This window comes from Pseudomonas linyingensis, from assembly GCF_900109175.1.
GTDB classification, from domain to species: domain Bacteria; phylum Pseudomonadota; class Gammaproteobacteria; order Pseudomonadales; family Pseudomonadaceae; genus Geopseudomonas; species Geopseudomonas linyingensis.
In genome coordinates this window covers 198,512-224,562 of sequence record NZ_FNZE01000008.1, presented here as the reverse complement: position 1 = coordinate 224,562, position 26,051 = coordinate 198,512, and the positions used below count along the sequence as shown (strand labels likewise).

At 66.0% G+C, this 26,051-nt stretch carries 25 protein-coding genes; 2 read left to right on the top strand and 23 right to left on the bottom strand.

The features are described 5' to 3' along the window. The 4 genes from BMZ19_RS12050 to BMZ19_RS12035 form a co-directional block, all read right to left on the bottom strand. Positions 1-360, bottom strand: a 360-nt coding sequence (locus BMZ19_RS12050; protein WP_244517183.1) for a WD40/YVTN/BNR-like repeat-containing protein, incomplete at its 3' end; no start/stop codon positions are given. Positions 361-502: 142 nt separating this feature from the next. Continuing rightward, positions 503-1,861, bottom strand: coding sequence for a DUF1329 domain-containing protein (locus tag BMZ19_RS12045; RefSeq protein ID WP_090311203.1), 1,359 nt, complete (start codon positions 1,859-1,861; stop codon positions 503-505). A gap of 39 nt (positions 1,862-1,900) precedes the next feature. Next, complete coding sequence (locus BMZ19_RS12040; RefSeq protein ID WP_090311201.1) at positions 1,901-3,853, bottom strand: DUF1302 domain-containing protein; 1,953 nt, start codon at positions 3,851-3,853, stop codon at positions 1,901-1,903. A 65-nt stretch (positions 3,854-3,918) separates the two neighbouring features. Further along, positions 3,919-4,506 carry an RBBP9/YdeN family alpha/beta hydrolase gene (locus BMZ19_RS12035; RefSeq protein WP_090311200.1) on the bottom strand — a complete coding sequence of 196 codons (588 nt, stop codon included), beginning with the start codon at positions 4,504-4,506 and terminating at the stop codon, positions 3,919-3,921. 255 nt (positions 4,507-4,761) lie between these two features. On the opposite strand from BMZ19_RS12035, the gene BMZ19_RS12030 reads away from it, so the two are divergent. Further along, positions 4,762-5,775, top strand: a complete 1,014-nt coding sequence (locus BMZ19_RS12030) for an AraC family transcriptional regulator (RefSeq protein ID WP_090311199.1) — start codon at positions 4,762-4,764, stop codon at positions 5,773-5,775. Between the two features lie 110 nt (positions 5,776-5,885). Here BMZ19_RS12030 and BMZ19_RS12025 read toward each other — a convergent pair whose 3' ends face one another. From BMZ19_RS12025 to BMZ19_RS11960, 14 genes are all read right to left on the bottom strand, one after another. Next, entirely contained in the window at positions 5,886-6,725 is an 840-nt protein-coding gene (locus BMZ19_RS12025) for an SDR family oxidoreductase (RefSeq protein WP_090311198.1), read from the bottom strand. Further along, positions 6,722-7,933 carry a multidrug effflux MFS transporter gene (locus BMZ19_RS12020; RefSeq protein WP_090311197.1) on the bottom strand — a complete coding sequence of 404 codons (1,212 nt, stop codon included), beginning with the start codon at positions 7,931-7,933 and terminating at the stop codon, positions 6,722-6,724. The genes BMZ19_RS12025 and BMZ19_RS12020 overlap by 4 nt, the downstream gene beginning before the upstream one ends. Before the next feature lie 86 nt (positions 7,934-8,019). After that, on the bottom strand, positions 8,020-8,772 hold the full coding sequence (locus tag BMZ19_RS12015; protein WP_090311196.1) for a hypothetical protein: 753 nt from the start codon (positions 8,770-8,772) through the stop codon (positions 8,020-8,022). Between the two features lie 138 nt (positions 8,773-8,910). Then, complete coding sequence (locus BMZ19_RS12010) at positions 8,911-9,540, bottom strand: CoA transferase subunit B (protein ID WP_090311195.1); 630 nt, start codon at positions 9,538-9,540, stop codon at positions 8,911-8,913. 2 nt (positions 9,541-9,542) lie between these two features. Next, on the bottom strand, positions 9,543-10,238 hold the full coding sequence (locus tag BMZ19_RS12005) for a CoA transferase subunit A (protein ID WP_090311194.1): 696 nt from the start codon (positions 10,236-10,238) through the stop codon (positions 9,543-9,545). 116 nt (positions 10,239-10,354) lie between these two features. After that, positions 10,355-11,365, bottom strand: coding sequence for a YeiH family protein (locus BMZ19_RS12000; RefSeq protein WP_090311193.1), 1,011 nt, complete (start codon positions 11,363-11,365; stop codon positions 10,355-10,357). Continuing rightward, positions 11,362-11,691, bottom strand: a complete 330-nt coding sequence (locus tag BMZ19_RS11995; protein WP_090311192.1) for a Rieske (2Fe-2S) protein — start codon at positions 11,689-11,691, stop codon at positions 11,362-11,364. Before BMZ19_RS11995 ends, BMZ19_RS12000 begins: the two co-directional genes overlap by 4 nt. Continuing rightward, positions 11,688-12,350 (bottom strand): DsbA family oxidoreductase, encoded by a 663-nt coding sequence (locus tag BMZ19_RS11990; protein WP_090311191.1) that lies wholly within the window; start codon positions 12,348-12,350, stop codon positions 11,688-11,690. The genes BMZ19_RS11995 and BMZ19_RS11990 overlap by 4 nt, the downstream gene beginning before the upstream one ends. Then, positions 12,347-13,678, bottom strand: coding sequence for an MFS transporter (locus BMZ19_RS11985; RefSeq protein ID WP_090311188.1), 1,332 nt, complete (start codon positions 13,676-13,678; stop codon positions 12,347-12,349). Before BMZ19_RS11985 ends, BMZ19_RS11990 begins: the two co-directional genes overlap by 4 nt. Before the next feature lie 155 nt (positions 13,679-13,833). Next, on the bottom strand, positions 13,834-14,886 hold the full coding sequence (locus BMZ19_RS11980; protein WP_090311187.1) for a beta-keto acid cleavage family enzyme: 1,053 nt from the start codon (positions 14,884-14,886) through the stop codon (positions 13,834-13,836). Between the two features lie 78 nt (positions 14,887-14,964). After that, entirely contained in the window at positions 14,965-15,813 is an 849-nt protein-coding gene (locus BMZ19_RS11975; protein WP_090311185.1) for a TauD/TfdA dioxygenase family protein, read from the bottom strand. A 13-nt stretch (positions 15,814-15,826) separates the two neighbouring features. Continuing rightward, a complete protein-coding gene (locus BMZ19_RS11970) occupies positions 15,827-16,807 on the bottom strand; it encodes a quinone oxidoreductase family protein (RefSeq protein ID WP_090311184.1) in 981 nt (326 codons plus the stop codon). A 253-nt stretch (positions 16,808-17,060) separates the two neighbouring features. Further along, a complete protein-coding gene (locus BMZ19_RS11965) occupies positions 17,061-18,119 on the bottom strand; it encodes a beta-keto acid cleavage family enzyme (protein WP_090311182.1) in 1,059 nt (352 codons plus the stop codon). Between the two features lie 46 nt (positions 18,120-18,165). Continuing rightward, positions 18,166-19,014, bottom strand: coding sequence for a TauD/TfdA dioxygenase family protein (locus BMZ19_RS11960; protein ID WP_090311180.1), 849 nt, complete (start codon positions 19,012-19,014; stop codon positions 18,166-18,168). 428 nt (positions 19,015-19,442) lie between these two features. Here BMZ19_RS11960 and BMZ19_RS11955 point away from each other — a divergent pair, with 428 nt between their 5' ends. Continuing rightward, entirely contained in the window at positions 19,443-20,237 is a 795-nt protein-coding gene (locus BMZ19_RS11955) for an SDR family NAD(P)-dependent oxidoreductase (protein ID WP_090311179.1), read from the top strand. A 72-nt stretch (positions 20,238-20,309) separates the two neighbouring features. Here BMZ19_RS11955 and otsA read toward each other — a convergent pair whose 3' ends face one another. The 5 genes from otsA to BMZ19_RS11925 form a co-directional block, all read right to left on the bottom strand. Then, complete coding sequence (gene otsA, locus BMZ19_RS11950; protein WP_090311177.1) at positions 20,310-21,698, bottom strand: alpha,alpha-trehalose-phosphate synthase (UDP-forming); 1,389 nt, start codon at positions 21,696-21,698, stop codon at positions 20,310-20,312. Continuing rightward, positions 21,680-23,482 (bottom strand): glycoside hydrolase family 15 protein, encoded by a 1,803-nt coding sequence (locus BMZ19_RS11945; RefSeq protein ID WP_090311175.1) that lies wholly within the window; start codon positions 23,480-23,482, stop codon positions 21,680-21,682. Before BMZ19_RS11945 ends, otsA begins: the two co-directional genes overlap by 19 nt. Continuing rightward, positions 23,479-24,300 carry a trehalose-phosphatase gene (gene otsB / locus BMZ19_RS11940; protein ID WP_090311173.1) on the bottom strand — a complete coding sequence of 274 codons (822 nt, stop codon included), beginning with the start codon at positions 24,298-24,300 and terminating at the stop codon, positions 23,479-23,481. The genes BMZ19_RS11945 and otsB overlap by 4 nt, the downstream gene beginning before the upstream one ends. 557 nt (positions 24,301-24,857) lie before the next feature. Next, positions 24,858-25,175 carry a hypothetical protein gene (locus tag BMZ19_RS11930; protein ID WP_090311171.1) on the bottom strand — a complete coding sequence of 106 codons (318 nt, stop codon included), beginning with the start codon at positions 25,173-25,175 and terminating at the stop codon, positions 24,858-24,860. A 251-nt stretch (positions 25,176-25,426) separates the two neighbouring features. Next, a complete protein-coding gene (locus BMZ19_RS11925; protein WP_170847751.1) occupies positions 25,427-26,041 on the bottom strand; it encodes a TetR/AcrR family transcriptional regulator in 615 nt (204 codons plus the stop codon). Positions 26,042-26,051: the final 10 nt, after the last annotated feature.

The window sequence follows — 26,051 nt, the reverse complement described above, 5'->3', positions numbered from 1 at the left end:
CTGCTTCTCCCAGCTGGCGCCGCCATCGCGGCTGTGCAGCACCACGCCATCGTTGCCGACCGCCCAGCCCTGCTTGGCGGCGGGGAAATGCACCGCGTTGAGGTCGGAGCTGACCGGCACGCTGGCCTGCTGCCAGCTCTTGCCGGCATCCTCGGAATACAGAATGTGACCGCGCAGGCCGACCGCGACCAGCCGATCACCCGCGCGCGCCACATCGCGCAGCGGGCTGCGCGATGCCAGTTCGCTCGAGCGGGCCGGCAAGTCCAGCACATCCACGAAGGTGGCTGCCTGGGCCATGCCCTGCAGCGAACCCAGCGCGATACCCAGCGCCAGCAGCGCGAACTTATTGAAGGAACCCATTACCGCGTCCTCTTGCGAAAGCCGTACCGGGTGGCACGTACAGTGCCGCCCGGTAAGTGATCATCGGCTGGCCTCCGCCAGCCTCCGTCCGGGCGGACATTCGGGGGGAATGCCGGGCCGAACGGGACTTTTCACATCACGCTCAGCGGATGCCCGAGCCGGCCAGGGACTCCGGCGACCACTGGGCCTTGGAGAGCGGCTCGATGTACTTGATGCCGCCGTACGGGCCGACCACACCGTTGACATTGTAGGTGCCGGCAATCAGATCGTAGATCACGTGCGGCGCGGTGTTGGGGGTCTCCACGTCGTAGCTCTGGGTGAAGAAGCTGTAGGAGCCGCGATACAGCTGGCCACGGGCGTCATACTGATCGGAAGCCAGGGCGTTCCAGGTGTCCTCGTCCAGATAGAAGCGACGCTTGTGGTAGATGTGGCGGGCGTCGCCCTTCAGGGTGCCTTCCACTACCCACACGCGGTGCTTCTCCCAGCGCACCAGATCCGGATTCAGGTGGTTCGCCGTGGTCAGCTGCTTGGCATCCTTGGCGTAGGTGAGCGCGTAGGTGTTGTACGGCACGTACATTTCCTTCTTGCCGACCAGTTTCCAGTCGTAGCGGTCCAGTGCGCCGTTGAAGACATAGATGTCGTCATAGGTGCCGGAGCCGGCGGTACCCGGGTTCGGCGTGTCGTAGGCCAGGCTCGGCGCCAGCTTCACCCGACGCTGGCCGGGCAGGTACTGCCAGGCGCGACGCGGCTGGGCCAGCGGGTTGGCCGAGTCCTTGAGCATCAGCGACTCACCGGCGCGACGGGCTGGGCCGCTGTAGTACAGCTTGGTCTGGAAGTAGACGTCCTTGGCGTCGATGACCTTGTTCAGATCCTCGTAGATCGGGAAGCCGTTGAACGCCATGCCGGTGGTGGCCAGGGCCGCCCTGCCCGCGGAGTCGACGTTCCAGGAATCGTACTTGGTGCTGTAGGCGACGCCCTGGTAGCGCAGCAGGTGGTTCCACATGGCTTCCGCGCCGCTCTGCGGGATAGGGAAGGGCACGCCCGGCAGCACGTTCTCGATCGCCGTGCCGTTCTCCAGCGACTTGGACCCGGTGGCGTTCTTCAGGGTGTTGTCGAGCAGCGCCTTGGGCAGCGCGGCGCTACGGTGGCTCGGGTAGACCTCGATGCGGAAGCTCGGGAAGCGGGTGGCCAGCTCGGCGGTGACCGCGGTCAGCTGGTCCTTGTACTGGGCGACGTTCTTGCCGTCGATCACCAGGATCGGCTTCTCGTCGGCGAACGGATCGGGACGGAAGGTATCGCCCGCCTTGAAGCCGGCCGGCGCGGTGGTCAGGCCGCCCTGGTAGGCAGGGATGGAGCCATCGGCATTGGCGGCCTTCTCGGCGCCGATGACGGTCAGGGTGGAGCCCAACTTGGCGGCCTCGTCGGCCGATACCGCTGCGAGAGCCGATCCGGAAGCTGCCAGCGCAAGCGAAGCAGCCAGCAGAGTGCGTGCGAATTTCATCTTATTGTTCTCCAGCTCAGAGCCTAAGCAATTTGCCAATCAGAAAGTGGTTTTGAGGGTCAGGTAGACCGCACCGCGATCCTCAGTGGTGGCTCCGCCACCGGAGAGGGATGCATAACCGCCGCCGTAGCAGGTGTAGCGTTCGGATCCATCGAGAGCGTTGGGGGTGGCGCCGTCAGTGGCACCGTCGTTGCACTTCTCGGCATCGCCGAAGGCGTCGACGTACTTCAGGTCGACAAAGTATTGGTTGTAGATGGAGGCACTCACTCCGACGGAGTAGTTGCCGGTATCTTCCGCGCCGCCCGCCGCGACCGGCGAGACGCCGTCGAGGCCCACGTTGATGGACATCGGCGCGCTCAGGTCGATGCCGGGGAACACCTGGTACCAGGTCGGCGTGAAGTTGACCGCCAGGCCCCAGTTGTCGCGGGTCGGCTTGTCGATGCCGCGGTAGGTGCTCTTGCCCTTGTACAGCGCCTCGTTCTCGCTATCGAGCTCCAGCAGGTTGCTGTAGTACAGCTCGGTCAGCAGGGTGGCCGCATCGAACAGCGGGGTGTCGCCGATGGTCATCAGGCCGTTGAGGGTCCAGTGCAGGGTGTCGCCGGTAGCGCTCATGCTGTCGCCTTCGCCAGGCAGGCTGCCCACCACGCCGGTGCCGGCGCTGCGCGCAGGCAGACCGGGAGCCCCGCTCACCAGCAGCGGGCTGTAGATGGCCGGAATGCTGGCCAGCGGCATGTTGTGGCGGACGTTCAGGTCGCTGCCGACGCTGACCCCGGCGATTTCCTTGGACAGGCTGAGACCGAAGATGTCGATCTCGTCGCCGTAGGCAAACTGGTAGCTGGTGCCGGCCAGCGAGTCGACCAGACGGCACAGGCCGGTGGCGGGGATGGAGCCCGGAACTACGCAGCTGCCTTGCGTCAGCGTCAGCGAACCGGCGTCCAGCACGGCCTGCGGCAGGATGTCGGAGGTCTGGCGGTAGTAGACACCGAGGGTGCCGTCCAGCCATTCCGGCGACCACTTGGCCATCACGCCCCAATCGCCGCGGTCGGCGGGGGTCTGATCGTGGCCACGGCGCACACTGGTCAGCGCATTCGGGCCGAGCAGGCCGGCGGGCACCGCGGTATGGCCGAGCAGGAAGGACTGCGCGCCCTCGCCAACTACGTCGGAGCCACCGTAGTAGGTGCCGGCCTCGGGCAGACGGGCGGCGTCCCACTCCAGGAAGTACTGGGCGCCGATGGTCAGCTCGGGATTGACGGTGAAGGTCGTCGACAGCTGGTTGCGCGGGACGAACAGCTCCTTGGCCTCGGTGCCCGGGGAAGCCGCCAGCTTGGCCAGATCCAGGCCGGACTGGCCGTAGCTCACCGAGTGCACCGGATTGAGCAGGGTCTCGCCCCAGAATACGTTGTGCTGGCCGGCCTTGACGCTGAACAGCGACTCCTCGCCCACTTCGGTGCTGTAGAACACGAAGGCGTCGAGAATCTCGCCGGACGGCCCGCTGTAGTAGCGCTGGGCATAGTTGCTCAGGTGGCTGCTGCCGAACACGTTGCCATCGTTGGCGGCGAACGGCCCGACCTGGAAATGCTGGCCGATCATGCCGCTGGTGGCGCCATTGCCGTTGACGAACGGATTGGAGTTGGAGCCGGTGTTGTCGTAGGCCTTGTCGTACCAGGCAGCGGCGCTGACGCGGAAGCCCATCGAGTTCTTGTAGACCACGTCCAGCTCGGACAGCAGGTCGACGCGATTGGTGATGTTGGTCCCGGACTTGCGGAAGTTGTAGTCGCCGTCGTTGCTGTTCGGGGTACCCAGCATGCGCTTGTCGGCGCTCTCGGTCCGCACGCCGTAGTTGTACTTCACGGTGTTGTCGAAACGGGCGGACCAGTCTTCGTTGCCGAGATCCAGTTCGATGGCCTGCACGGCGGGCACCGAGGCGAGCATGATCGCGGTGGCGAGCAGGCTGAGGCGCAGCGGCTGAGAGGTCGGGTTGTTGTTGTGCATTTGTTGACTCCGCTTGTTTTTATTCTTGTCAAACGATAGTTGGCTTTCAGCGAATACCTGTCTCGTCAGCAGGATTGGCCGGACTGCCGACGATCCAGTGCCTCGACGAACTGCTCGGCCTGCGGCCAGGGACCGTAGCCCGCGGCCGGATTCAGGTGGCCGACGGCGCCGCAATTGACCAGTTCGCTGCCCCACTGGTCGGCCATGCGCGCCACCGCCTCGAAGCTGGCCAGGTGGTCGTTGGTGCTGGCCGCGACGATGCTGGGGAAGGGCAGCGGGCCGCTCGGCAGCGGGTCCCAGCCGTTGGCGCGCAGGGTTTCCGGAGTCGGGTAGCCTTCCGGCCACTGGGCGTCCAGATCCGGCGGAGCGGCCAGCAGGGCGCCCTTGATGTCATGGCTGTAGCGGGCAGCCCAGTGCGCCACCATCAGTACGCCGGCGCTGTGCGCCACCAGGATCACCGGGCCATCGATCTGCGCCAGTTCGCGCTGGATCGCCTCGACCCTGGCGGCACAGCTGAGCTTGTCGGTCTCCAGCGGCGGCACCGAGCGGACCTTGTCCAGGCGGGCCTCCAGCAATGTCTGCCAATGCTCGGCAACATGGTCGCGCAGACCAGGGACGATCAGGACGGTAGCGGCGGTTTGCAGTTTTTCCACGTCAGCACCCTTGCTCTCGATATTCAGTTCGGCTCACCAGCCGAATGCTTCGAGATCAACAGTAAAGAGCCCTCCCCCAGGCCGCTTTACATTCTGCGTCAGGTACTTCTCATTTGATGACAGCGGCGCCTGATGACCGAGGGCTTTACTGGGGATTGATCACCGGATAGCTTCTCATTTGGCGACAAGGCAGCTATAAGTAACGAACCCGCCAGTGCAGCGGGACGCCATTTGCGAAGTGATGGATACAACAAGATGACCACCCTAGCCCGTGCCGCCATTCTCACCAACTATCCGGAAGTCGCCCGCCACCTGGGCCTGAACGTACAGAACATGCTGTCCCAGTCGGGCCTCAGCGCCTCGCAGCTGGGCGATTCCACCAAGCGCATACCGGTTGCCGCCGCCATCAACCTGCTCGAGGAGTCGGCGCACGTCAGCGGCTGCGAGACGTTCGGCCTGCGCATGGCCGAACTGCGCCAACTGTCGGATTTCGGCGAGGTCAGCCTGCTGCTCAGCCACCAGCGCACCCTGCGCGAGGCCCTGCAGGTGATCGTGCAGTACCGCCATCTGATCAACGACTCCCTGGCGATCTTCATCGAAGAAGACGGCAAGACCGTGATCATTCGCGAGGAAGTGGTCGCCGACGTGCCGATCCACAGCCGCCAGGCCATCGAGCTGGCGATCGCCGTGATGCACCGCTTCTGCGCCGCCCTGCTCGGTGCGCACTGGCACCCGATCAGCGTCAATTTCACCCACGAGGCACCGGCCGACCTGACCGTGCACCGGCGCATTTTCGGCTGCAAGCTGGAGTTCGGCAGCGAGTTCAACGGCATCGTCTGCCCCGCCGCCGACCTGGATGCCGCCAATCCGCTGGCCAACGAGGCCATGGCGCGTCATGCCCGACGCTACCTGGACTCGCTGCAGACCGAGGACGAGCACTCGCTGGTGTTCGACGTGCGCAAGTCCATCTACCTGCTGCTGCCGATGGGCCGCGCGACCATCGAGCAGATCGCCCAGACCCAGGGGATGAACGTGCGCACCCTGCAGCGCCGCCTGGAGGAAGGCGGTGCCACCTTCAGCGAGCTGATCAACGGCGTGCGCCGCGACCTGGTGATCCGCTACCTGGAGAACCCCGGCTACTCGCTGGGGCGCATCGCCGACATGCTCGGCTACTCGATGCCCAGCTCCTTCACCCGCTGGTTCATCGCCCAGTTCGGCATGCCGCCGGCCGCCTGGCGTGCGCAGCACAACATAGTGCCGCACAAGTAGCGGCACGCCTGGGCGCGGCGCTCAGGCCTGGGTAGGGAGCGCGAGGTTTTCGGACAGCATGCTTTCGCACAGCCGCTCCGTGCGGGTACCGCCAGGGCAGCGAGTTGGTGCTAAATGCGCGGCGGCAGCGCCAGCTTCCTGGCCAGGATGCGGTCGATCCAGCGGGTCGGCAGCAGCGCGGCCAGATGCCACATCGGGTTCAGCGGATAACGCGGCTTGGGACGCGGGGTACGCAACGCGTGCAGCACGGCCTGGCTGACGCGGGCCACCGGCGCGCCCTTCCGGGCATTTAGGCGCGCCAGGTCGAGCAGCGCGTGCAGTGCCGCCTCGTAGTCGGTCCCCTGGTAGCGCGGGTCCGGACGGGCCTTGTCCCAGATCGGCGTGCGAATCGGCCCCGGCTCGATGGCCACCACCTCGATGCCGTAGATGCCCAGCTCGACGCGCAGGGTGTCGCTGAACGCCTCCACGGCATGCTTGCTGGCCGCGTAGGCGCCGGTCAGCGGCGTGGCCACCCGCCCGGATACCGAGCTGATGTTGATCAACCGCCCGGGGCGCGCACTGCCCTGGCGGGCGCCGAGCAGCGGGGCGAAGGCCTGGATGACGGCGAGCAGACCGAACAGGTTGACCTCGAACATGCCGCGGATCTCCTCCAGCGGCTGCAGCAGCAGCGGGCCGTTGGGCGAGGCGATGCCGGCGTTGTTGACCAGCGCCGCCAGCCCGGCGTCGCCGACCAGCGCCCCGATCTGGCCCACAGCGCCATCCAGCGCTGCTGAATCGGTGACATCCAGCAGCAGCGGCGTGAAGTCCTCGCCGAGCATCGCGCGGATGCGCAGGCCGTCCTCCTGACGGCGCACGGTGCCTATCACCCGGTAGCCTTCATCGACCAACAGACGTGCGCAATCCAGACCGATGCCCGAAGAGGCGCCGGTGATCAGTACGAAAGGTTTCATGCGTTTTGCTCCTTGGAAATCGACTGCGCCTGCTGCGCGCCGGCCTGCGCCAGGCCAAAGGCCAGCAGGGCCAGAACCACCAGGGCCCCCATGCCCAGCGCGAGGCCGAGCGTGCTGTCGAGTAGCAGCGGCACCAGCACGGCCGCCGACAGCGCGTTGGAGGCCTGCTGAATGGTCACATAGCCACTGGACGCCAGGCCGCGGCGCTCGGGAAAGCGGTCAAGGGCCAGCAACTGCAGGCCGGGTTGGGTCAGCATCAGGCCGAAGCCGAACAGCGGCAGCGCCAGCAGCGACCAGGGCACGCCGACCGGCAGCCACAGCGCCGCACCTATGTTGAGCAGAGCGGCCGCCAGCATCAGCGCGTAGCCGAGCAGTACCGCGCGCTCCGGTGCCTGCCGGCCGGCAGCCCGGTGAGCAGCGAAGGAACCGAGCAGGAGGCCGCCGACGATCGGCAGGAACAGCCAGGCGAAGGACTGCGGACCAAGGCCGAGATGACGGGTGACGAAGGTCGGTGCGCCCAGCACGTACAGGTAGATGGCGGTGTTCACCCCAGCGTTGGCCAGGCACACCAGCAGGTAGCGGCCGTCGCGCAGCAGGCCAACGAAGCCGCGGGTCAGCGCCAGCGGGCGCAACGATTGACGCCGCTCCGCCGGCAGGGTCTCGTCCAGGTAGCGCCAGCAACCCAGCCAGAGCAGTGCACTGAGCACGGCGAGAAAGGCGAAGATGCCGCGCCAACCGACCAGCGGCAGCAGCCATCCGCCGCAGACCGGGGCCAGCGCCGGTGCCAGGGAAAACAGGATCGCCACCATGGCCAGCTGCTTCTGCGCCAGCACACCGTCGAAGCGGTCGCGCAGCATGGCGCGACCGACCACGATGCCGACGCCGGCGGACAGTCCCTGCAGCACGCGCCCGGCGAGCAGCCAGTCGATGCTCGGCGCCAGCGCACAGACCAGGGAGCCGGCGAGGAACAGCAGCTGAGCGCAGAGAATGAAGCTGCGCCGGCCGAGCGCATCGGAGATGGCGCCGTGCCAGACGATGGCCAGGGCGAAGGGCAGAAGATAGGCGGTGAGAGTCTGCTGCACCTGGTCAGGACTGGCCGCCAGATCGGCACCGATGGCGTCGAACGCCGGCAGGTAGGTGGCGATGGCGAACTGGCCCATGGCGGCCAGCGCGGAGACCAGAAGGACGAACAGCGAAGAACTGGGCATCGGGGAAGTCAACCTGGTGGAACGGACAGCAGACCGGCCAACGCGGGCGCGACCATCAGGTCGCGCCGCGAGACCTAGTGATTCGCTCAGGGCGCGCTCTGCGCCACCGTCAGCGCCAGCTCGTCCAGATCGATCACCGCGCGGCCCAGATAGAACTCGGCGCCGCCGTTGGCCCGCTTGCCGGCCTTCTGCAACTGGCTGCGCACGAACTGGTAGCTGCCACGGATCTTGTCGAGGGCTTCGCCGTGCTCGGCATGCCGCTGGCTCAGCAGGGTGAAGCGCTCCTCGATATCCAGGTCCAAGGTCCGCAGCTGCTCGGCCGACAGCAGCCACTGCGCCTTGTCCGTCACGGGGTAATGGCGCAACTGGTAGTCGAACAGGAAGCTGGCCAGCGCCCGGCTCTGCTCGCTGAACAGCAGTGCGGAAGCCTCGTCGGACAGTGCGCGCTGCTCGCGGGCAAAGGCGGCGTCCGTCGCCTTGCGCAGATCGCGCTGGTGGACCAGCAGTTGCCGCACCAGCAGCGGATACTCCCGCCGGCGCACCGCGGGCAGGCCTTCTAGCTGGGTGAACACCTGCTGCATGGCCTGCACCGGCCCGGCCAGCTCGGGTGGCTGGCCGAGCTGCTGCACGTCGGTCTGCAGCGTGCGCAGGTGCTGGAATACCGAGGTGAGCTGGCGTGGATCGGGCGTGCGATCCTTGGGGTCGAAGTAGAGCATGGCGCTGGCGCCGAGCAGCTGGCTGCGGCTGTCCAGCTCGCTCAACTGCAACGCGCTGCGTTGGTCGGCCTGGGCCTGCGAGGTCAGCACAAGCAGTGCACAGAGCAGCAGTTTGCTTCGCATAGTCCCTTCCCTCTTCTTTTGTTGTTATTCAGGTCATGCGGCCGATTCAGGGATCGGCGGAGGCCGGCATGGTGCCGGGCACGCGCTCCCGACGACGCCCATCAGGGACGCCGCCAGGGAAAGCGGTAGAATGGCCGATCAGCGCAGGATGTTGCAGCCGGTAGCGGCCTGCAGTGCGTCGAAGTCGACGTCCGGGGCCATCTCCACCAGTTTCAGGCCCTGCTCGGTAACGTCGAGCACGGCCAGATCGCTGATGATGCGATCTACCACGCCAACGCCGGTCAGCGGCAGGTCGCAGCGCGCGAGGATCTTGTGGTCGCCGTTCTTGGCGGTGTGCTCCATCAGCACCACCACGCGACGCACGCCAGCCACCAGGTCCATGGCGCCGCCCATGCCCTTGACCAGCTTGCCGGGAATCATCCAGTTGGCCAGGTCGCCCTGCTCCGATACCTGCATGGCGCCGAGCAGGGCCAGGTTGATGTGGCCGCCACGGATCATCGCGAAACTTTCCGCGCTGTCGAAGAAGCTGCTGCCCGGCAGGGTGGTGACGGTCTGCTTGCCGGCGTTGATCAGGTCGGCATCGACCTCCTCCTCGGTCGGGAACGGGCCGATGCCGAGCAGGCCGTTCTCGCTCTGCAGCCAGACGTCCATGCCCTCGGGAATGTAGTTGGCCACCAGGGTCGGCAGGCCGATGCCGAGGTTGACGTAGAAGCCGTCCTGCAGCTCCTGGGCGGCGCGCTGCGCCATTTCTTCGCGGGTCCAGGCCATGTTCAGTTCCTCACCGTGCGGACTTCGATGCGTTTTTCCGGGTTGGCGTTGAGCACCAGGCGCTGCACGTAGATGCCCGGCAGGTGGATCTGGTCCGGATCCAGCTCGCCGATCTCGACGATCTCCTCCACCTCGGCGACGCACACCTTGCCGGCCTTGGCGCACAGCGGGTTGAAGTTGCGCGCGGTCTTGTCGAACACCAGGTTGCCGGCCTTGTCGGCCTTGGCGCCCTTGATCAGCGCCACGTCGGCGGTCAGCGCACGTTCCATGACGTACCAGTGGCCGTCGAACTGGCGGGTCTCCTTGCCCTCGGCGACCAGGGTGCCGTAGCCGGTGCGGGTGAAGAACGCCGGGATGCCAGCGCCGCCGGCGCGCAGCTTCTCGGCCAGGGTGCCCTGCGGGGTGAACTCCAGCTCCAGCTCGCCGGCCAGGTACTGGCGCTCGAACTCCTTGTTGCCGCCCACGTAGGAGGAAATCATCCGCTTGATCTGCCGGCTGTAGAGCAGCGGGCCGAGGCCGAAGTCGTCCACCCCGCAGTTGTTGCTGATGATGGTGAAGTCCTTCTTGCCGGTCTCGCGCAGCGCCTCGATCAGCGCCTCGGGGATACCGCACAGGCCGAAGCCGCCGACCGCCAGGGTGATGCCGTCCTCGACCAGCCCGTCGAGGGCGGCGTGGGCGTTGGGATAAAGCTTGTTCATCGCATCGTCTCTTTCTTGTTGATTACACGCAGCCCGGGAGTCCGCTGTAGGGGCGAATTCATTCGCCTTGGCGAGGCAATTTGGCGAATGAATTCGCCCCTACGATTGCCCTGCGATCACAGGCCCCAGTGCATCAGCGCCAATACCAGCGCGACCAGGAAGACGGTCTCGCCCACCATCAGCAGGATCGGCTTGATGCCCACCGAGGCCAGCTCCTTGAGTTGGGTCTTCATGCCCAGGGCGCTGATCGAGATGACCAGGCACCAGCGCGACAGCTCGTTGACCCCGCCCTGCACCAGCGTCGGCACCCAGCCGGTGCTGTTGACGCAGGCGAGGATCAAGAAGCCGACGGCGAACCAGGGCAGCAGCGGCGGACGCTTGCCGGTCGGGTCGGCACCTTGCATGCGGGTGATCATCGCCGCGCAGACGATCACCGGCAGCAGCATGGCGACGCGCATCAGCTTGACCACGGTGGCGGTGTCGCCGGTCTCCGGGGACATGCTGTAGCCGGCGCCGACCACCTGGGCGACGTCGTGGATGGTGGCGCCGAGGAATACCCCGGCCTCCTGCGGCGACAGGGCGAACCAGTTGGCGATCATCGGGTAGACGATCATCGCCATGGTCGACAGCGCCGATACCCCGATCACCGTGAACAGGGTGGCGCGCTCCTTCTGCGGGTGGTTGGGCAGCGCGGCGGCCAGCGCCAGCGCGGCCGAAGCGCCGCAGATGGCGGTGGCGCCGCCGGTGAGCATGCCGAACAGGCGCTGGAAGCCGAGCGCCTTGGCCGCCACCACCGACACGCTGATGGTCACCGCCACCAGGATCACCACCAGCGCCACCGGCTTCCAGCCGAGTCCGGCGATCTGCTCCAGGGTGATGCGCATGCCCAGCAGGGCCACGCCGATGCGCAGCACGGTGCGCGCGGTGAACTCGATGCCGGCCTTGCACTTACCGTCGGCGGACAGGAAGTTGAGCGCCATGCCGAGCAGCAGGGCGAACAGCATGACCGGCGCGTCGTAATGCTCGGAGAGGAAGGTCGCCGCCGCGGCGACGATCAGGCTGACCATGAAGCCGGGCGCCAGTTCGCGCACGCGGCTGTTGATGGAAACGAGAGCGATGGCGCTCATGGCGCGGACTCCTCGGAAGCGATGACGATGAACACCCGGCCGTCCTCCTGGACCTCGACCGGATAGCTGGCGACCTTGAGCGCGGTCGAGTTGAGCAGGTAGCCGCTGGCCAGGTTGAAGCGCAGGCCGTGGGCGCAGCACTGGATCACCTTGCCCTCCAGACGGCCGCCGCACAGCGAGGCGCCCTGATGCGGGCAGCTGTCGTCGATGGCATAGAACTGGCCGTCGACGTTGAACAGCGCCAGGCTCTTGCCGTCGGACTCGACCAGCGTGCGCATGCCGAGCGCCGGGACCTTCTCGGCCGCAACCGCGATGCGCCGGCTCATGCCTGCTGTCTCGCCGAACGGGCCAGGGCTGCGTTCATGGCACCGAGCAGCACCTCGGTCGACTGCGAGCCGGATACCGCCAGGCGGCGGTCGAAGACGAAATACGGCACGCCGTTGGCGGCCATGCCGGCCTCATCGCCAAAGAAGGGACTGCCGTCGCCGCGCAGGCTGTCGACCAGGTCCACAGGCGCGAAACCGCAGTCTTCGGCGATGACCCGCAGGGTGGCGGGATCGCCGAGGTTCTCGCCATTGTGGAAGTAGGCGGCGAACAGCCGCTCCAGGAGGGCCTCGACCTGTTCCGCACTGCCCAGCGCGGTGGCACGCTGCAGCAGGCGATGGGCATCGGCGGTATTGGGCATGCGCAGGATGCGGGCGAAGTCGATGTTCAGCCCGGCTGCCGCAGCCGCCTCGCGGACCTGGGCCTGGCGCATCTGCACGGCCTGCTCGCTGCCCAGCCGGCGCAAGTAGAACTCGGCAAACGGCAGGCCGGCGACCGGCATGTCGGGCAGCAACTGCACACCGTGCCACTCCAGGCTCACCTCGACATCCGGCTGGCTGGCGCGCAGCTCGGTCAGCGCGCGCTCCAGCTGGCGCATGCCGATCAGGCACCAGGGGCAGATGAAGTCGAAGAACACCTCGATATGCAGACTGCGGCTCACGACTGCACCTCCAGCACAGCCTCGGTCGCCGAATCGTCGACGCCCTTGTCCTTGAGGCGGGCCATGTCGTCGAGGTAGTAACGCTTGGCGTAGAAGAACACCGCTGCCGCGCCGATGCTGACCAGCGGCACCAGCTGGAAGGCGTTGTCCAGGCCGATCAGGTCGGAGACCTTGCCGGTGAGCAGCGGGCCGGTGGCCAGCCCCAGCATGTTGTTGGCCAGGGTCAGGGTGGCGAACGCGGTGCCGTGCACGGTGTAGTGGGTCAGGTTGGCGACCATGGCGCCGGCCGGGCCGGAGGTGCCGGCGGCGATCAACATACCCAGGCAGATCATCACCAGTTGGGCCGGGCCGACCGGCAAGGCGAAGGCCACCGAAAGCAGCAGGCAGCTGCCCAGGCAGTAGGCGATCGCCAGGCTGATCTTGCGGTCCGGGCGGTTGCGGCACATGCGGTCGCTGAGCATGCCGCAGAGGACCATGCCGACACCGCTGCACAGCACGATGATGGCGGCGACGCCGCCGGCCTGGTCGGTACCCATGCCGTAGTAGCGGTTCAGGAAGCTCGGCATCCAGACGATCACGGTGCCACCGACGAACAGCTGCAGGCCGCTACCGACATAGGCCGAGATCACCGAACGACTTGAGTACAGGGTGCGCAGCGGGCGCTGGGCCTTGAGCGCCGCCTTGCTGGCGGCGTCGGCGACACGCTGGGGCGCAATGCGCGCTTCACGGACGATCACCGGATAGAGCAGCGCCAGCGCCAGGCCGAACAAGGCCATACCGGCGAACGCCCAGCGCCAGCCGAAGTGCTGGGCCATCACCCCGCCGAGGGCCATGCCCAGCACCGAGCCGAACATGCCGCCGGAGATGAAGGCGCCGGACAGGGTGGCGCGCATCTCGCGGGGGAACACCGACACCACCACGGCGATGCCGACGCTGCCGTAGGCCGCCTCGCCGACGCCGACCAGGAAGCGGGCGATGAACATCTGCTCGTAGTTCTGCGCCAGCGCGCAGCCAAGGGTGGCCATGCTCCACAGCACGGCCATGATCGCCAGGCTCTTGACCCGGCCGAAACGGTCGGCGAGCAGCGACAGCGGGAAGGTCAGCAGGCCGACCATCAGCGCGACTATGCCGCTGAGCAGGCCGAGCTGGCTGTCGGACAGCGCCCATTCGCCTTTCAGCAGCGGGAACACGGCATTGAGTACCTGCCGCGACATGTAGTCGGAGATCAGCAGGCCGAAGGTCAGCGCGAAGACGATCCAGGCATAGCGGCGCGGGATGCCGATCGAGGTGTCTTCGCCGTCGTCGGCGGTGGGGTGGTAGGCGGCCATGCTGCCTCCTTATGTCTGTCTGGCGAAGGTAATTATTGTTATGGGTCATGCCTGACCGGGTTCTGCAAAGGCTTCGCCCCAGGGTGAAGCCTTTGCAGAACCGCTATGGAGCGTAGGGGGGTCGGGAAGCCACTGGCCTCCCGACCCGACCTGGCTCAGCCGCGCTGCGGCACGCCCTTCTGCCCTGGCTTGCGGTTCGGCGCCATGCCGTTGGCCAGCAGGGTTTCCTCGATGCTGCTGTACTGCTCACCGATGCGGTAGATCGCACGGGCTTCCTTGCCGTTGGCGATTTCACGGCCCAGCTCGTGGGCGACGCGCACGGTCTGCTGGATCTGCTGCACGGAGGTGAAGCGCTTGCCGTGCTGGTCGATGATGGTGTCCTCGATGCCGCAGCGCGGGTGCAGGCCCATGGCCAGGGCCATGGCGTTGAACGGCAGCACGTTCTTCAGCAGCGATTCGGCGGTGATGGTGCAACCGTCCGGCGCGCGGTGGATGAAGTTGAAGAAGTTGAACGGGTTGGGGCCGTCGAAGCCGCCGCCGATGCCGATCCAGGTCAGGTTCAGCGGGCCCATGTAGACGCCCTTGCGCACCAGGCGCTCGAGGGTTTCCAGGGCGTGCATGCCGGTCAGCTGGAAGTGCGGCTGGATGCCGTTGGCACACAGGCGCTTCAAGTGCTCGGCGACCCAGCCCGGGCCGGCCGGCACGGTCATCTCGCTGTAGGCGGCCTGGTAGGCCGGGTTGGCCAGGGAGGTGCCTTCCAGGTATTCCGGATAGAGCAGCTCCATGATGTTCATCTGGGTGGTGTTGATGGCGATGGTGACCTGATCCGGCCGCGGGGTCAGCTCGGCCAGCAGGTGGCGGGTGTCGTCGCTCAGCCACAGGGCGCCTTCGCCTTCGCTTTCCGGGGCGAAGGAAATCGAGCCGCCCACCTGGATGATCATGTCCGGCACGGCTTCACGCACGCCGGCGATCAGTTCGTTGAACTTGGACAGGCGCTTGGAACCCTTGCCGTCCAGCTCGCGTACGTGCAGGTGCAGCACTGTGGCGCCGGCCTCGTAGCAATCGACGGCCTTTTGCACCTGCTCTTCCATGGTCAGGGGAATGTCTTCCGGGAAGTCTTCCGGCATCCACTCCGGGCCGTAGGGCGCGACGGTGATAACCACCTTTTCCATGTTTTCGGGGTGCAGGGAATCGTCGAAGAATTGCATGTTGTGGTCCTCGGGCTTTCTTGTAGTGCGCCCGCCGGGTCGAGCCGGCGGACGGCAGTTAAGTGCACGTAAGGTGAATCAGAAGGTCTTGTCGCCGATGATCCCGGCGCGCTCCATCTTGCGATGGCACGGCGGGTAGTCCATGACGGCGTAGTGCTGGGTGCTGCGGTTGTCCCAGATCGCCACGCTGTTCGGCTTCCAGCGCCAGCGCACCTGGTACTCCGGGATGTACGCCTGGCTGATCAGGTAGCGCAGCAGGTCGGCAGCGCCGGGGTTGGCGTCCTGACCGAAGCGCACGCGCTCGGGAGTGTGGTAGTTGCTGAAGTGGGTGGTGAAGGCGTTGACGAACAGCACCCTCTCACCGGTTTCCGGATGGGTGCGCACCACCGGGTGCTCGGCGTCCGGGTACTGGGCCTTGAGCGCCAGGCGCTTGTCGATCGGCATGGCGGCGCCGAAGCTCGCCTCGATGCTGTGGCGGGCACGCAGGCCTTCGATCTTCGCCTTCACGTCGGCCGGCAGGTTCTCGTAGGCCAGCACCATATTGGCCCACATGGTGTCGCCACCGACCGGCGGGCACTCGATGCAGCGCAGCACGCAGCCCAGCGGCGGCGCCTCGCGCCAGGTGGCGTCGGTGTGCCAGGCGTTCTCGTAGCGGTCCATCGGCTGGTCGGGGCGCTTGTAGATCTGCACCAGGCCTGGATGCTCCGGGTCGCTGCCGGCCACCGGATGGTCCTCCAGCTCGCCGAAGCGGCGGGCGAAGGCCACATGCTCGGCGCGACTGAAGTCCTGGTCACGCAGGAACAGCACGCGATGCTTGAGCAGCTGGGCGCGGATCTCGGCAAACAGGCCATCGTCGTGGATGGCGTCGGCCAGCTTGACGCCGACCAGTTCGGCACCGATGGCACAGGTCAGTTGTTCGACTTGCATGGCAGTGGCCTCCTCAGATGACGAAGATCGACGAGCCGGTGGTCTTGCGCGACTCCAGGTCGCGGTGGGCTTCCACGGCGTCCTGCAGGGCGTAGTGCTGGTTGATCTCGATCTTGATGCGGCCGCTACCGACGTGGTCGAACAGCTCGCCGGCCAGGGCGGCCTTCTCGGCCGGGTCGGCGATGTAGTCGGCCAGCGCCGGGCGGGTCAGGTACAGCGAGCCCTTCATCGCCAGCAGCACCGGGTCGAAGGCCGGGATCGGGCCGGAGGCGGTGCCGACGCAGACCAGCAGGCCGCGACGCTTGAGCGAGTCAAGCGAGGCCATGAAGGTGTTCTTGCCGACGCTGTCGAACACCACGTTGACGCCGACCCCATCGGTCAGCTCGCGCACGCGCTTGGCGACGTCTTCATGGCTGTAGTTGATGGTGTGGTCGCAACCGTGGGCGCGGGCCACTTCGGCCTTGGCCTCGGTGGACACGGTACCGATCACGGTCAGGCCGAGCAGCTTGGCCCACTGCGATACGATCAGGCCGACGCCGCCGGCGGCGGCGTGCAGCAGGATGGTGTCGCCGGCCTTGAAGTCATAGATGCGGCGCATCAGGTACGACGAGGTCAGGCCGCGCATGGTCATGGCCGCGGCGGTCTCGAAGGAGATGGTCTCCGGCAGCTTGATCAGCGGCTCGGCCGGGATCAGACGCTCGGTCGAGTAGGCGCCGAGGGTGTTGAGGAAGCCGGTGTAGGTGACACGATCGCCCACCGCCACGTTGGTGACGCCCTCGCCCACCGCCTCCACCACGCCGGAGGCTTCCACGCCCATGCCGTTGGGCAGCGGGATCGGGTAGGTGCCGTTGCGGAAATAGGTGTCGGCATAGTTCAGGCCGACCGCCACATGGCGCAGACGGACCTGACCGGGACCGGGTTCGCCGACCTCGACGTCCTCGTAGCGCAGGACCTCGGGACCACCGGTTTCATAGAAGCGTACGGCTTTGGCCATGCTTGTCTCCCAAATGCATTCTTGTTGAGCAATGTCGCTCGTGTACTAGGGAATTTAGGGAGTTGCCCCGGACTGCGCTTCTCATCAGGCGACAGTGATTATTCATTTCATGACAGCCGTCGGGGATTCCTGCACCTGCGCGTGCTTCATGTAAAAAAAAAGCCGGTGCGCGCGACAGGCCTGCACCACCATGCAGGTCCTGCCGGGCACACCGGCAAGGCGCAGCCAGTCTCAGCGCTGGCTGCTCAGGGAATCAGGCGTGCTGGGTGAAGCCCACTTGACCCGGCTTGCGGTTGGGCGCGAAGCCGTTCTTGGCCAGGGTCTCGTCGGCGTCCTTGTAGAAGGTGCCGATCCGGTAGATCTCGCGCGCCTCCTTGCCGTTGGCCACCCCACGGCCGAACTCGCGGGAGATGCGCACCAGCTGCTCGATCTGCTCGACGGTGGACATCTTGCGCGAGCGGTCCTGGGTCCAGATGTTGTCCTCGATGCCGCAGCGCACGTGCAGGCCCAGGGCCATGGCCATCATGTTCAGCGGCAGGGTGTTGAGCATGGAGGTTTCCAGGGTCAGCACCGAGCCGTCCGGGCAGGCACGCACGAAGTTGGCCAGGTTGTAGATGTTCGGCGCCTCGAAGCCACCGCCGATGGCCACCCAGGTAAGGATCAGCGGCACGTTGCACACACCGCGGCGCATCATGCGCTCGACGGTTTCCAGCTGGGCGATGTTGGCCAGTTGGAAGTGGGTCTGGATCTTGTTGTCGCTGAGGCGCTTGATGTGCTCCTCAACCCAGGCCGGGCCGGCCGGGATGGTCATCTCGCGGTAGGCCTCGTAGCCGGGGGTGCCGACATCCAGCGAGGTACCCCTGACGTCGGCGGCGCACATCTGCTCGACCACGTTCATCTGGTTGGTGTTGATGGCGATGGTCACCTGGTCCGGGGTCGGCTTGATCTCGGCCAGCATGTGGCGGGTGTCGTCGCTCAGCCACTTGGCGACGTCGCCTTCGGTTTCCGGGGCGAAGGAGATCGAGCCACCGACCTGCAGGATCATGTCCGGGCAGGCTTCGCGGATGCCGGCGATCAGTTCATTGGTGAAGGACAGACGCTTGGAGCCCTTGCCATCGGCTTCGCGACCATGCACGTGGAGCACGGTGGCACCGGCGTTGTAGCAGTCGACGGCCTTCTGGATCTGCGCCTCGAGCGATACCGGGATGTCTTCCGGGAAGTCGGACGGCTGCCATTCCGGACCGTAGGGCGCGGCGGTGATGACCAGTTTCTGCATGTTTTCGACAAACAGCGAACCATCGATGAAGTTCATGGCGTTTTCCTCGGATTAGCGGTGTTGTGCTTGTTTTTCGGGAGGATCAGAAAGGCTTGTCGCCGACGATGGCCGCGCGCTCCATCTTGCGATGGCAGGCCGGGTAGTCCATGACGGCGTAGTGCTGGGTGCTGCGGTTGTCCCAGATGGCGATGCTGTTCGGCTTCCAGCGCCAGCGCACCTGGTACTCCGGAATGAACGCCTGGCTCACCAGGTAGCGCAGCAGGTCGCTGGCGCCGGGGTTGGCGTCCTGGCCGAAGCGCACGCGCTCCCGGGTGTGGTAGTTGGTGAAGTGGGTGGTGAAGGCATTGACGAAGAGGATCTTCTCGCCGGTTTCCGGGTGAATGCGCACCACCGGGTGCTCGGCGTCCGGGTACTGGGCCTTCATCGCCAGGCGCTTGTCGAGCGGCATGGCGGCAGCGAAGGACGACTCGAAGCTGTGGTTGGCGCGCAGGCCCTCGATCTGCTCCTTGACCTCCATCGGCAGCTTCTCGTAGGCCAGCGCCATGTTGGCCCACATGGTGTCGCCACCGACCGGCGGGCACTCCACGCAGCGCAGCACGCAACCCATGGCGGGGGTCTCGCGCCAGGTGCCGTCGGTGTGCCAGGCGTTCTCGTAGCGGTCGATCGGCTGGTCGGGGCGTTTGTAGATCTGCACCAGGCCCGGCGCCTGCGGATGGGTCGGCGCCATCGGGTGGTCCTCCAGCTCGCCGAAGCGGCGGGCGAAGGCCACGTGATCCGGACGCGAAATGTCCTGATCGCGCAGGAACAGCACCTTGTTCTGCAGCAGCAGTCCCTTGATCTCGTTGAACAGACCGTCGTCGTGGACGGCATCGGCGAGGTTCACGCCGATCAGCTCGGCGCCGATACTGCAGGTGAGTGGTTCTACGCGCATCTTGTTGTTCTCCTCAGGGGCGAAGGTCGTTCGGCCGGGCATTGCGCCAGCCGCGCCAACTGCCGGGAAGGCAGGCGTGCCGCGGCGGCCGTGAGGAGAATTTATGAGTGTGCCCCGATGTCGACTTTGCAATCGGCGACAGTGGTTTTTCATTTCATGACTAATCCCGGATATTTCCTGCGGGATTAGGTGTGGTTTTGATTTGCGTCAGTTTTTGCGATGTCGGCCAGATGGCCGCAAGCCTCACCTGCTCCGCTTCAGTCCGGGACGCCACCTGCAGCAGACGCTGATCCTGCTCGGTGCTGGGCAAGCCCGGCGGATGCAGGCGCAGGTGGTCGAGCAACGCACGCAGGCAAGGTAGTATCCGCAGACGCAATGGAAGTCGACCTTTCCGCCGCTCATCTGTCTGAAACTACAGGAGTTCGTTAATGATCATCGATCTTTCCGGCAAGACCGCCATCGTCACCGGCTCCACCGGTGGCATCGGCCTGGCCATCGCTCAGGGACTCGCCAACGCCGGCGCCAGCGTGGTCGTCTGCGGCCGCGAGCAGAGCCGTGTCGATACGGCATTGGCTGCCCTGCGCCCCACCAAGGCCGGCGCTCTGGCCCGTGGCGTGGTCGCCGACCTTGGCAGCGCTGCAGGTTGCAAGACGCTGATCGCCGCCGAGCCTGCGGCCGACATCCTGGTCAACAATCTGGGGATCTACGGCGCCAAGGACTTCTTCGCGATTGGCGACGCCGACTGGGAGGAGATCTTCCAGGTCAACGTGATGAGCGGCGTGCGCCTGTCGCGCCACTATGCCCAGGGCATGCAGGCTCGCGGCTGGGGGCGGATCCAGTTCATTTCCAGCGAATCGGCGCTGAACATCCCGAGCGAGATGGTCCACTACGGCGTCAGCAAGGCGGCGTTGCAGGGGCTTTCGCGCGGGCTGGCCAAGGTGCTCGCCGGCAGCGGCGTGACCGTCAACACCATCCTACCGGGGCCGACCCGCACCGAGGGCGTCAACGCCTTCATCGGCGAGATGGCCCGCGAGCGCGGCGTAACCCTCGAGGAGATGGAAGCACTGTTCCTCAAGGAAAACCGCCCCTCGACGCTGCTGCGCCGCTTCGCCAACCCCGAGGAAGTGGCCAGCATGTGCGTCTACGCCGCCTCCCCCCAGGCCAGCGCCACCACCGGCGCGGCCCTGCGCGTCGAGGGCGGCATCGTCGAGAGCATCGCCTGAGGTGTTCCTCTCGGCGCGCCGGGGCGCATCGATCCGCAAGCCTTGGTGGCCCGGACAGACGCCCCGGCTCGCCTACCAGGTAGGTCCGCGTCCCGGTCGAGTCAGGGCGTCGACGAAGCGCTGTCCCCAATAGCGGATGTCGTTGGATTCCAGCACCGCATACATCTCCTGAAATCGGCTGCGCCGCTCCTCCAGCGGCATTTGCAACGCGGTGTGGATCGCGTCGGCCACCGCGTCCCGGTCGTGCGGGTTGATCAGCAGTGCCGCATCCAGTTCGGCGGCAGCGCCAGCGAACTGCGAGAGGATCAGCACACCGGGGTCCTCCGGATCCTGGGCGGCGACGAACTCCTTGGCCACCAGGTTCATGCCGTCGCGCAGCGGCGTTACCAGGCCGATGCGCGCCACGCGCATGACCATGGCGATGTCCTCACGCTGGTGGTTGCGGCTCACGTAACGCACCGGCGACCAGGACACGGCCCCGAAGCGGCCGTTGATGTGTCCTACCTTGGCGCTGACCGCGGCGTCGATATCGATGTATTCGGGAATTTCCTGGCGACTGCAGGGGGAAATCTGCAGGTATGTGATGCGTCCGTGCCACTCCGGGTATTTCTCGAGCAGGCGCTCGAAGCCATCCAGGCGGTTGACGATGCCCTTTGAATAGTCGAGGCGGTCGACGCCGACGATCAGCGCGCGACCGACAAGACTTTCCCTGAACTCCTCGGCAGCAGGGCTGTGCATCGAAGCCTCTGCCAGGCGCCGGAACCCATCGGTGTCGATCCCCACCGGGAACACGCCGACACGAAAGCGGCGCTGGCCCAGTTGGTAGTTGCGGCCGTCGGGGGTTGCCGCGCCGACGACGCGGGTCAGATAGCGGGCGAAGTTGCCGGCATCGTTGTCGGTCTGGAAACCGATCAGGTCGTAGTCGGCGAGTGCGCCGACCAGCTCCAGATGGTGGGGCAGCGTGGTCAGCAGGTCGGGCGGCGGCATGGGGATATGCAGGAAGAAACCGATGCGGTTGTTGTGCCCCTGAGTACGCAAGGCCTGCGCCAGGGGGATCAGGTGGTAGTCGTGCACCCAGAGAATGTCGTCCGCTGCGAGGAACGGACCCAGGCGCTCGGCAAAGAACTCGTTGACCCGCTGGTAACCACCGAAATCGGCCTCGCTGAACTCCGCCAGATCGACCCGGTAGTGCAGGATCGGCCACAGCACCCGGTTGGCGAAGCCGTTGTAGTACTCATCGAAGTCGCGCGTGCGCACGTCGGTCAGGACGTACTTCAAGTGCCCACCATCGATGGTCGTGGGTGGTGGCGGCTCATCGGACACCTGCCCGCTCCAGCCAAACCAGAGGCCCTCGCGCTCCTGCATGGTGGCATGCACCGCCACGGCAAGGCCCCCCGGCGCCGGGCATCCTTGCTCGTCGGGAACCGCCACCCGGTTGGAAATCACCACGAGTCGCGACATAGCCCTTCCTCCCAGCTCATGGACAGGCGCATTGCACTGTTTATCAACCCGGCCATCGAATAGGTTTGCGGAATATTGCCCCACATCTCCCCGGTTTGTGGGTGGATATCCTCGGACAGCAATCCGTATGTATTGCGTGCGCCGATCAGCTCGCAATAGAGCTCTCGGGCCTCTTCGCGGCGGCCGATGGCCGCCAGGGCGTCCAGATACCAGAACTTCACCACCATGAACGCGGTTTCCGGCAGGCCGAAATCGTCGGCCGTGGCGTAGCGCAGCAGATGGCCATTGACGTTGAGTTCGCGTCCGATGCACTCCACTGTGGCGACGAAGCGCGGGTCTTTGGCGTTGATCAGGCCGAGTTCGCTCATCAGCAACACGCTGGCGTCGAGGGCGTCGTGACCGAAAGTCCCGGTAAAGGTCTGGCGGCTGTCGCTCCAGGCATCGCGCAGGATGACTTCACGCAGGCGTTTCGCCTCCTTGCGCCAGTGATCGGCCGTTTGCGCCAGGCCCAGCCGCTCGGAAATATGTCCGACCCGATCACAGGCGGCCCAGCACAACAGCGCCGAATGGGTATGCACGCGCTGCCGGCCGCGATACTCCCAAATGCCGGCATCGGGTTCGAAGGCCAGCCGGGCCGCCCGCGCGACCAACGGCTCGAGGATGCGCAGCATGCCTTCATCGCCCGGATTGGGCAGACGCTGGTCGACGAAGCTCTGCGCCACGGCCAGCACCACGGAGCCGAATACGTCGTGCTGTATCTGCTCGACGGCCTGGTTGCCGACCCGCACCGGCCCGTGACCGAGAAAACCCGCCAGGTCCGGCTCGATCCGCTCGGTCAGGTCCAGATCGGGAACGATGCCGTACAGGGGTTTGAGGTCGGCATTCCCGGAGGCCACGGTAGCGATGAAGTCGACGTAACGCTCCATCGTCTTGGTCGCGCCGAGGCGGTTGAGCGCCATGATCACGAAATAGGCGTCGCGCAACCAGCAATAGCGATAATCCCAGTTGCGTCCCGAATCGGGCGCCTCGGGGATCGAGGTGGTGACCGCCGCGATGACCGCGCCGGTCTCCTCGAAGCTGCAGAGCTTGAGGGTGATGGCGGCGCGGATCACCACCTCCTGCCATTCGAAGGGGATCGCCAGGGCGCGCACCCATTCGTACCAGTAGGTGAAGGTGTGCTTCAGGAACGTCTTGACGACTTCCCCCGGAGCATTGTCCAGCGGCTCGTCGAGGCCGATCACCATGCTGATCGGGCGACGCAGGACAAACGGCGTCTCGCGCTGGATGTAGGACAGCGGCGCATCGGTGGTGAGACGGATGGTATTTTCGCCGCCCACATAAAGGATGTGATTGGATCCGGAAAAGGCCGTGCACGGCTTGCCGTAGTGATGGGTGGGACGAATGCGCAACGTCACGCGCGGCAAGCCGCGCAGCGGCTCGATGAGGCGGCACAACTGCGCCGGCCGGAACTGACGACCGTATTGGGTGAAGCGTGGCGCGAAGTCGGTGATGCGTACGGCGTTGCCGGCTGCGTCTTCAAGGGTGGTGCAGATGATCGCCGTGTTGCGCACGTACTCCGAATGGCTGCTGCTCATTCCGTCCAGCAGGCAGTCGCTGAAGCCCTTCTCCTCGTCGCCGGCGAGCAGGCGCGAAAAGGCCGGATCGCCATCGAAGTTCGGATAGCACCACCACACCAGCTGCCCCAGCGTGTTCACCAGGGCGGCCACGTGGCAATTGCCGATGAGGCCGAGTTCCAGGGCACCGTGGTGACGGGGGACATTCATCGGGGTATCCCTCCTGCGGCTCTGATCAGGGCGGCCCGCACCGCTGCCGGATCGGCGAAGGCAGCGCTCGCGCCGGGAAGCCGGCGACCGACCGACAGCGCCAGGCCGTCCAGATCGGCCATCATCGCCAAGGCAGGCTCGTCGGTCACATCGTCACCGATGAACAGCGGACGCCGGCCGGCGAAGGGTGGTTTCTCCAGCAGGCGCCTGATCGCCTGGGCCTTGTCGCTGCCGTGGGCAAGCAGCTCGAATACCATCTTGCCGGGCAGCAGGCGCAGCCCCGCGGCCTGCGGCTCGCTCAGCAAGCCATGCAGGGCGGGCGCCAGCAGCGGGCCGGCGTCCGGCGCCGCACGGTAGTGCAAGGCGATGCTGCTGCCCTTGTCCTCGAGCAGAACGCCGGCATGGGCTCGGGCGAGAGCATGCAAACGCTCGCGGACCGGGGCGGCTAGACGCGCAACGGTTGCAACGTGCTGCGACTCGTCGGCGCGCGCGCGCCATTGGGCGCCGTGGCCACCGCTGGCAGGCAGGTGCAAGGGGGCGAACAGGCGGTCGAGATTGTCCAGTGTTCGGCCGCTGATCAGGGCCAGCGCTCCGCCCAGACGCTCATGAAGGATGTGCAGTGCGCCGCGCAGTTCACCCGGCACGCGAACCGCCTCGGGGGACTCGGCGATATCCAGAAGGGTGCCGTCGACATCGAGAAACAGCGCGCACGCCCACCAGCGCTCGCCCAGCCAGTATTCGAGCTGGGCACTCGCTGAGTTATCGCCGAGCGAGGCACTGGCCGCATCGGCAGGCCCCCGAACGATCGGACGAGACATGGGCAGCCTCCACATTGCCGGCTACACCGCCGCAACGGTCCCAGCCAACGAGAGGAACAACTCTTGAAGGTTAGCAGCCGCTGGCGAAAAATCGACTGACCATGACCGCTGGTAGATGACGGAATGGCGAATCTCAACGCTGGGATCGGGTAGCAATGTCTGGTGGCCGGCAATCCCGATCAGCGGAATGTCGACAGCCAGTTGTTCGAACAGCCGGCGCGATCCAGTGCCGGCTGCCACCACGACCTTGCTGGCCGGATAGCGGCCCCCATTGGCGAGTAGAACACCGCTGGCAATGTTCTCGAGTTCCAGCAGCCCAGGAAGCGCAGAAACCAGGACAGGATCCCCGGCAACGCGCTGGGTCGCAGCGCCAGCGGCCCCTCCTGCCCAGTGTCTCCGCGCATCCCTCGATGCTTGAAGTGACCGCCAACTCGCAGGTAAGTGCCCATGCTCAAGTGGTTGCGGACGACCGGTCAACCACTGGATGGCTCCGCATTCGCCCAAGCTATTGTCTGGCTCTGTGGAGCCCTGCGGGTGAGCGCTGGCAGGGAGAACAGCTAGCCCTGGCGGCGCGTGATCAGCCCCTGGCGCGCCACGCGCACCAAGGCACTGATGGTCGATTCGAGTTGTTCCGCGCAGGGTGCGTGAATCACCGCGAAGTCGAAGTGATCGGGTGCGAAGCGCTGCAGATCTTCAGCTTCGCTGCGGGCGAACTGGATCAGGAAGGTGCGTGGGGAGGACCAGCGTTTCGGCCAGCCATCGAGGTAGCGCAGCAGGGTCGGCTGATGCTGACCCGCGAGCAGGACGCGTGGATTGCGGCATACGAGACCGGTAGTGATCGGCGCCAGACGTATCAGAGGTTGTGGGCTATTCATCGGGACTCTCCACCTCGCCAGGCTTGACTGGCGACGGTGGGAGGCGGCACCGGACCAGCGCTTTAGCGGAATTTCTGATCCGGTCACGCAGCGTCACCGAACTGGCGCCCCGCAAGTTGCTGTTTTAAATCGGCGCCGATTCACATCCTAGGAACTGCACAGAACCGCTGTCAAGCGGTTCCATTTGGTCGCTCTGCGTGTGGGCGAAGCAGTAGCGTGCGGTCGAACGGACTGACCATCACCTGCTCGCGTCAGGCATGAATTGCCATGAAGGCCGTCATGATCCGCAGCGCATGCTGCCGGCGTACCTCCTCGGAGCGCCCTTCGAGCGGCACGCGGTAGAGTCCGCGCAGCAGGTCGAGCCCGGTCACCATGCCCATCAGCATCTCCGCACTTTCCACCGGCTCGGGACAGCGGATCAGTCCGCGCTGCGCCGCCTCCTGCAGATACTCGGCGAGGACCCGATGGGTGCGTTCCGGGCCGTTGCGGTACACCTCGCTGAGATCCTGGGCCTGTTGCGGTATCGAGCCCAGGGCCTGCATCAGGCACTGGTGCCGGTCGCTGCCAATGAAGGCGGTGATCGCTTCGATCAGATCACATAGATCGGCGCACAGCTCCTCGCGGTTTACGGGAATGCGTCCGAGCGACTTGTGGATACCGAACGCCTCACTGCTCACCACCGCGCGCAGCAACTCGTAGCGGTTGGCATAGCGGGCATACAGGGTCACCTTGGAGATGCCGGCGAGGGTGGCCACCTTGTCCATGGTCAGGGCCTGCGGCCCCTCGGCAAATACCAGTTGCCGGGCGACATGGAGGATGTCCAGATCCTTCTGGTGGTCGATGGGCCGTCCTGCTTTTGCTGACATGGCTAAGGGC

Bases quoted from the DNA above. Each gene is read 5' to 3' on its own strand.
- BMZ19_RS11980 (WP_090311187.1), bottom strand. From the start codon at position 14,886: ATGCAATTCTTCGACGATTCCCTGCACCCCGAAAACATGGAAAAGGTG.
- BMZ19_RS11930 (WP_090311171.1), bottom strand. From the start codon at position 25,175: ATGAATAGCCCACAACCTCTGATACGTCTGGCGCCGATCACTACCGGT.
- BMZ19_RS11945 (WP_090311175.1), bottom strand. From the start codon at position 23,482: ATGAATGTCCCCCGTCACCACGGTGCCCTGGAACTCGGCCTCATCGGC.
- BMZ19_RS11955 (WP_090311179.1), top strand. From the start codon at position 19,443: ATGATCATCGATCTTTCCGGCAAGACCGCCATCGTCACCGGCTCCACC.
- BMZ19_RS12045 (WP_090311203.1), bottom strand. From the start codon at position 1,861: ATGAAATTCGCACGCACTCTGCTGGCTGCTTCGCTTGCGCTGGCAGCT.
- otsB (WP_090311173.1), bottom strand. From the start codon at position 24,300: ATGTCTCGTCCGATCGTTCGGGGGCCTGCCGATGCGGCCAGTGCCTCG.
- BMZ19_RS12000 (WP_090311193.1), bottom strand. From the start codon at position 11,365: ATGAGCGCCATCGCTCTCGTTTCCATCAACAGCCGCGTGCGCGAACTG.
- BMZ19_RS12025 (WP_090311198.1), bottom strand. From the start codon at position 6,725: ATGAAACCTTTCGTACTGATCACCGGCGCCTCTTCGGGCATCGGTCTG.
- BMZ19_RS11925 (WP_170847751.1), bottom strand. From the start codon at position 26,041: ATGTCAGCAAAAGCAGGACGGCCCATCGACCACCAGAAGGATCTGGAC.
- BMZ19_RS12040 (WP_090311201.1), bottom strand. From the start codon at position 3,853: ATGCACAACAACAACCCGACCTCTCAGCCGCTGCGCCTCAGCCTGCTC.
- BMZ19_RS12020 (WP_090311197.1), bottom strand. From the start codon at position 7,933: ATGCCCAGTTCTTCGCTGTTCGTCCTTCTGGTCTCCGCGCTGGCCGCC.
- BMZ19_RS11995 (WP_090311192.1), bottom strand. From the start codon at position 11,691: ATGAGCCGGCGCATCGCGGTTGCGGCCGAGAAGGTCCCGGCGCTCGGC.
- BMZ19_RS11985 (WP_090311188.1), bottom strand. From the start codon at position 13,678: ATGGCCGCCTACCACCCCACCGCCGACGACGGCGAAGACACCTCGATC.
- BMZ19_RS12015 (WP_090311196.1), bottom strand. From the start codon at position 8,772: ATGCGAAGCAAACTGCTGCTCTGTGCACTGCTTGTGCTGACCTCGCAG.
- BMZ19_RS11970 (WP_090311184.1), bottom strand. From the start codon at position 16,807: ATGGCCAAAGCCGTACGCTTCTATGAAACCGGTGGTCCCGAGGTCCTG.
- BMZ19_RS11975 (WP_090311185.1), bottom strand. From the start codon at position 15,813: ATGCAAGTCGAACAACTGACCTGTGCCATCGGTGCCGAACTGGTCGGC.
- BMZ19_RS11965 (WP_090311182.1), bottom strand. From the start codon at position 18,119: ATGAACTTCATCGATGGTTCGCTGTTTGTCGAAAACATGCAGAAACTG.
- BMZ19_RS12010 (WP_090311195.1), bottom strand. From the start codon at position 9,540: ATGGCCTGGACCCGCGAAGAAATGGCGCAGCGCGCCGCCCAGGAGCTG.
- BMZ19_RS12030 (WP_090311199.1), top strand. From the start codon at position 4,762: ATGACCACCCTAGCCCGTGCCGCCATTCTCACCAACTATCCGGAAGTC.
- otsA (WP_090311177.1), bottom strand. From the start codon at position 21,698: ATGTCGCGACTCGTGGTGATTTCCAACCGGGTGGCGGTTCCCGACGAG.
- BMZ19_RS12005 (WP_090311194.1), bottom strand. From the start codon at position 10,238: ATGAACAAGCTTTATCCCAACGCCCACGCCGCCCTCGACGGGCTGGTC.
- BMZ19_RS11960 (WP_090311180.1), bottom strand. From the start codon at position 19,014: ATGCGCGTAGAACCACTCACCTGCAGTATCGGCGCCGAGCTGATCGGC.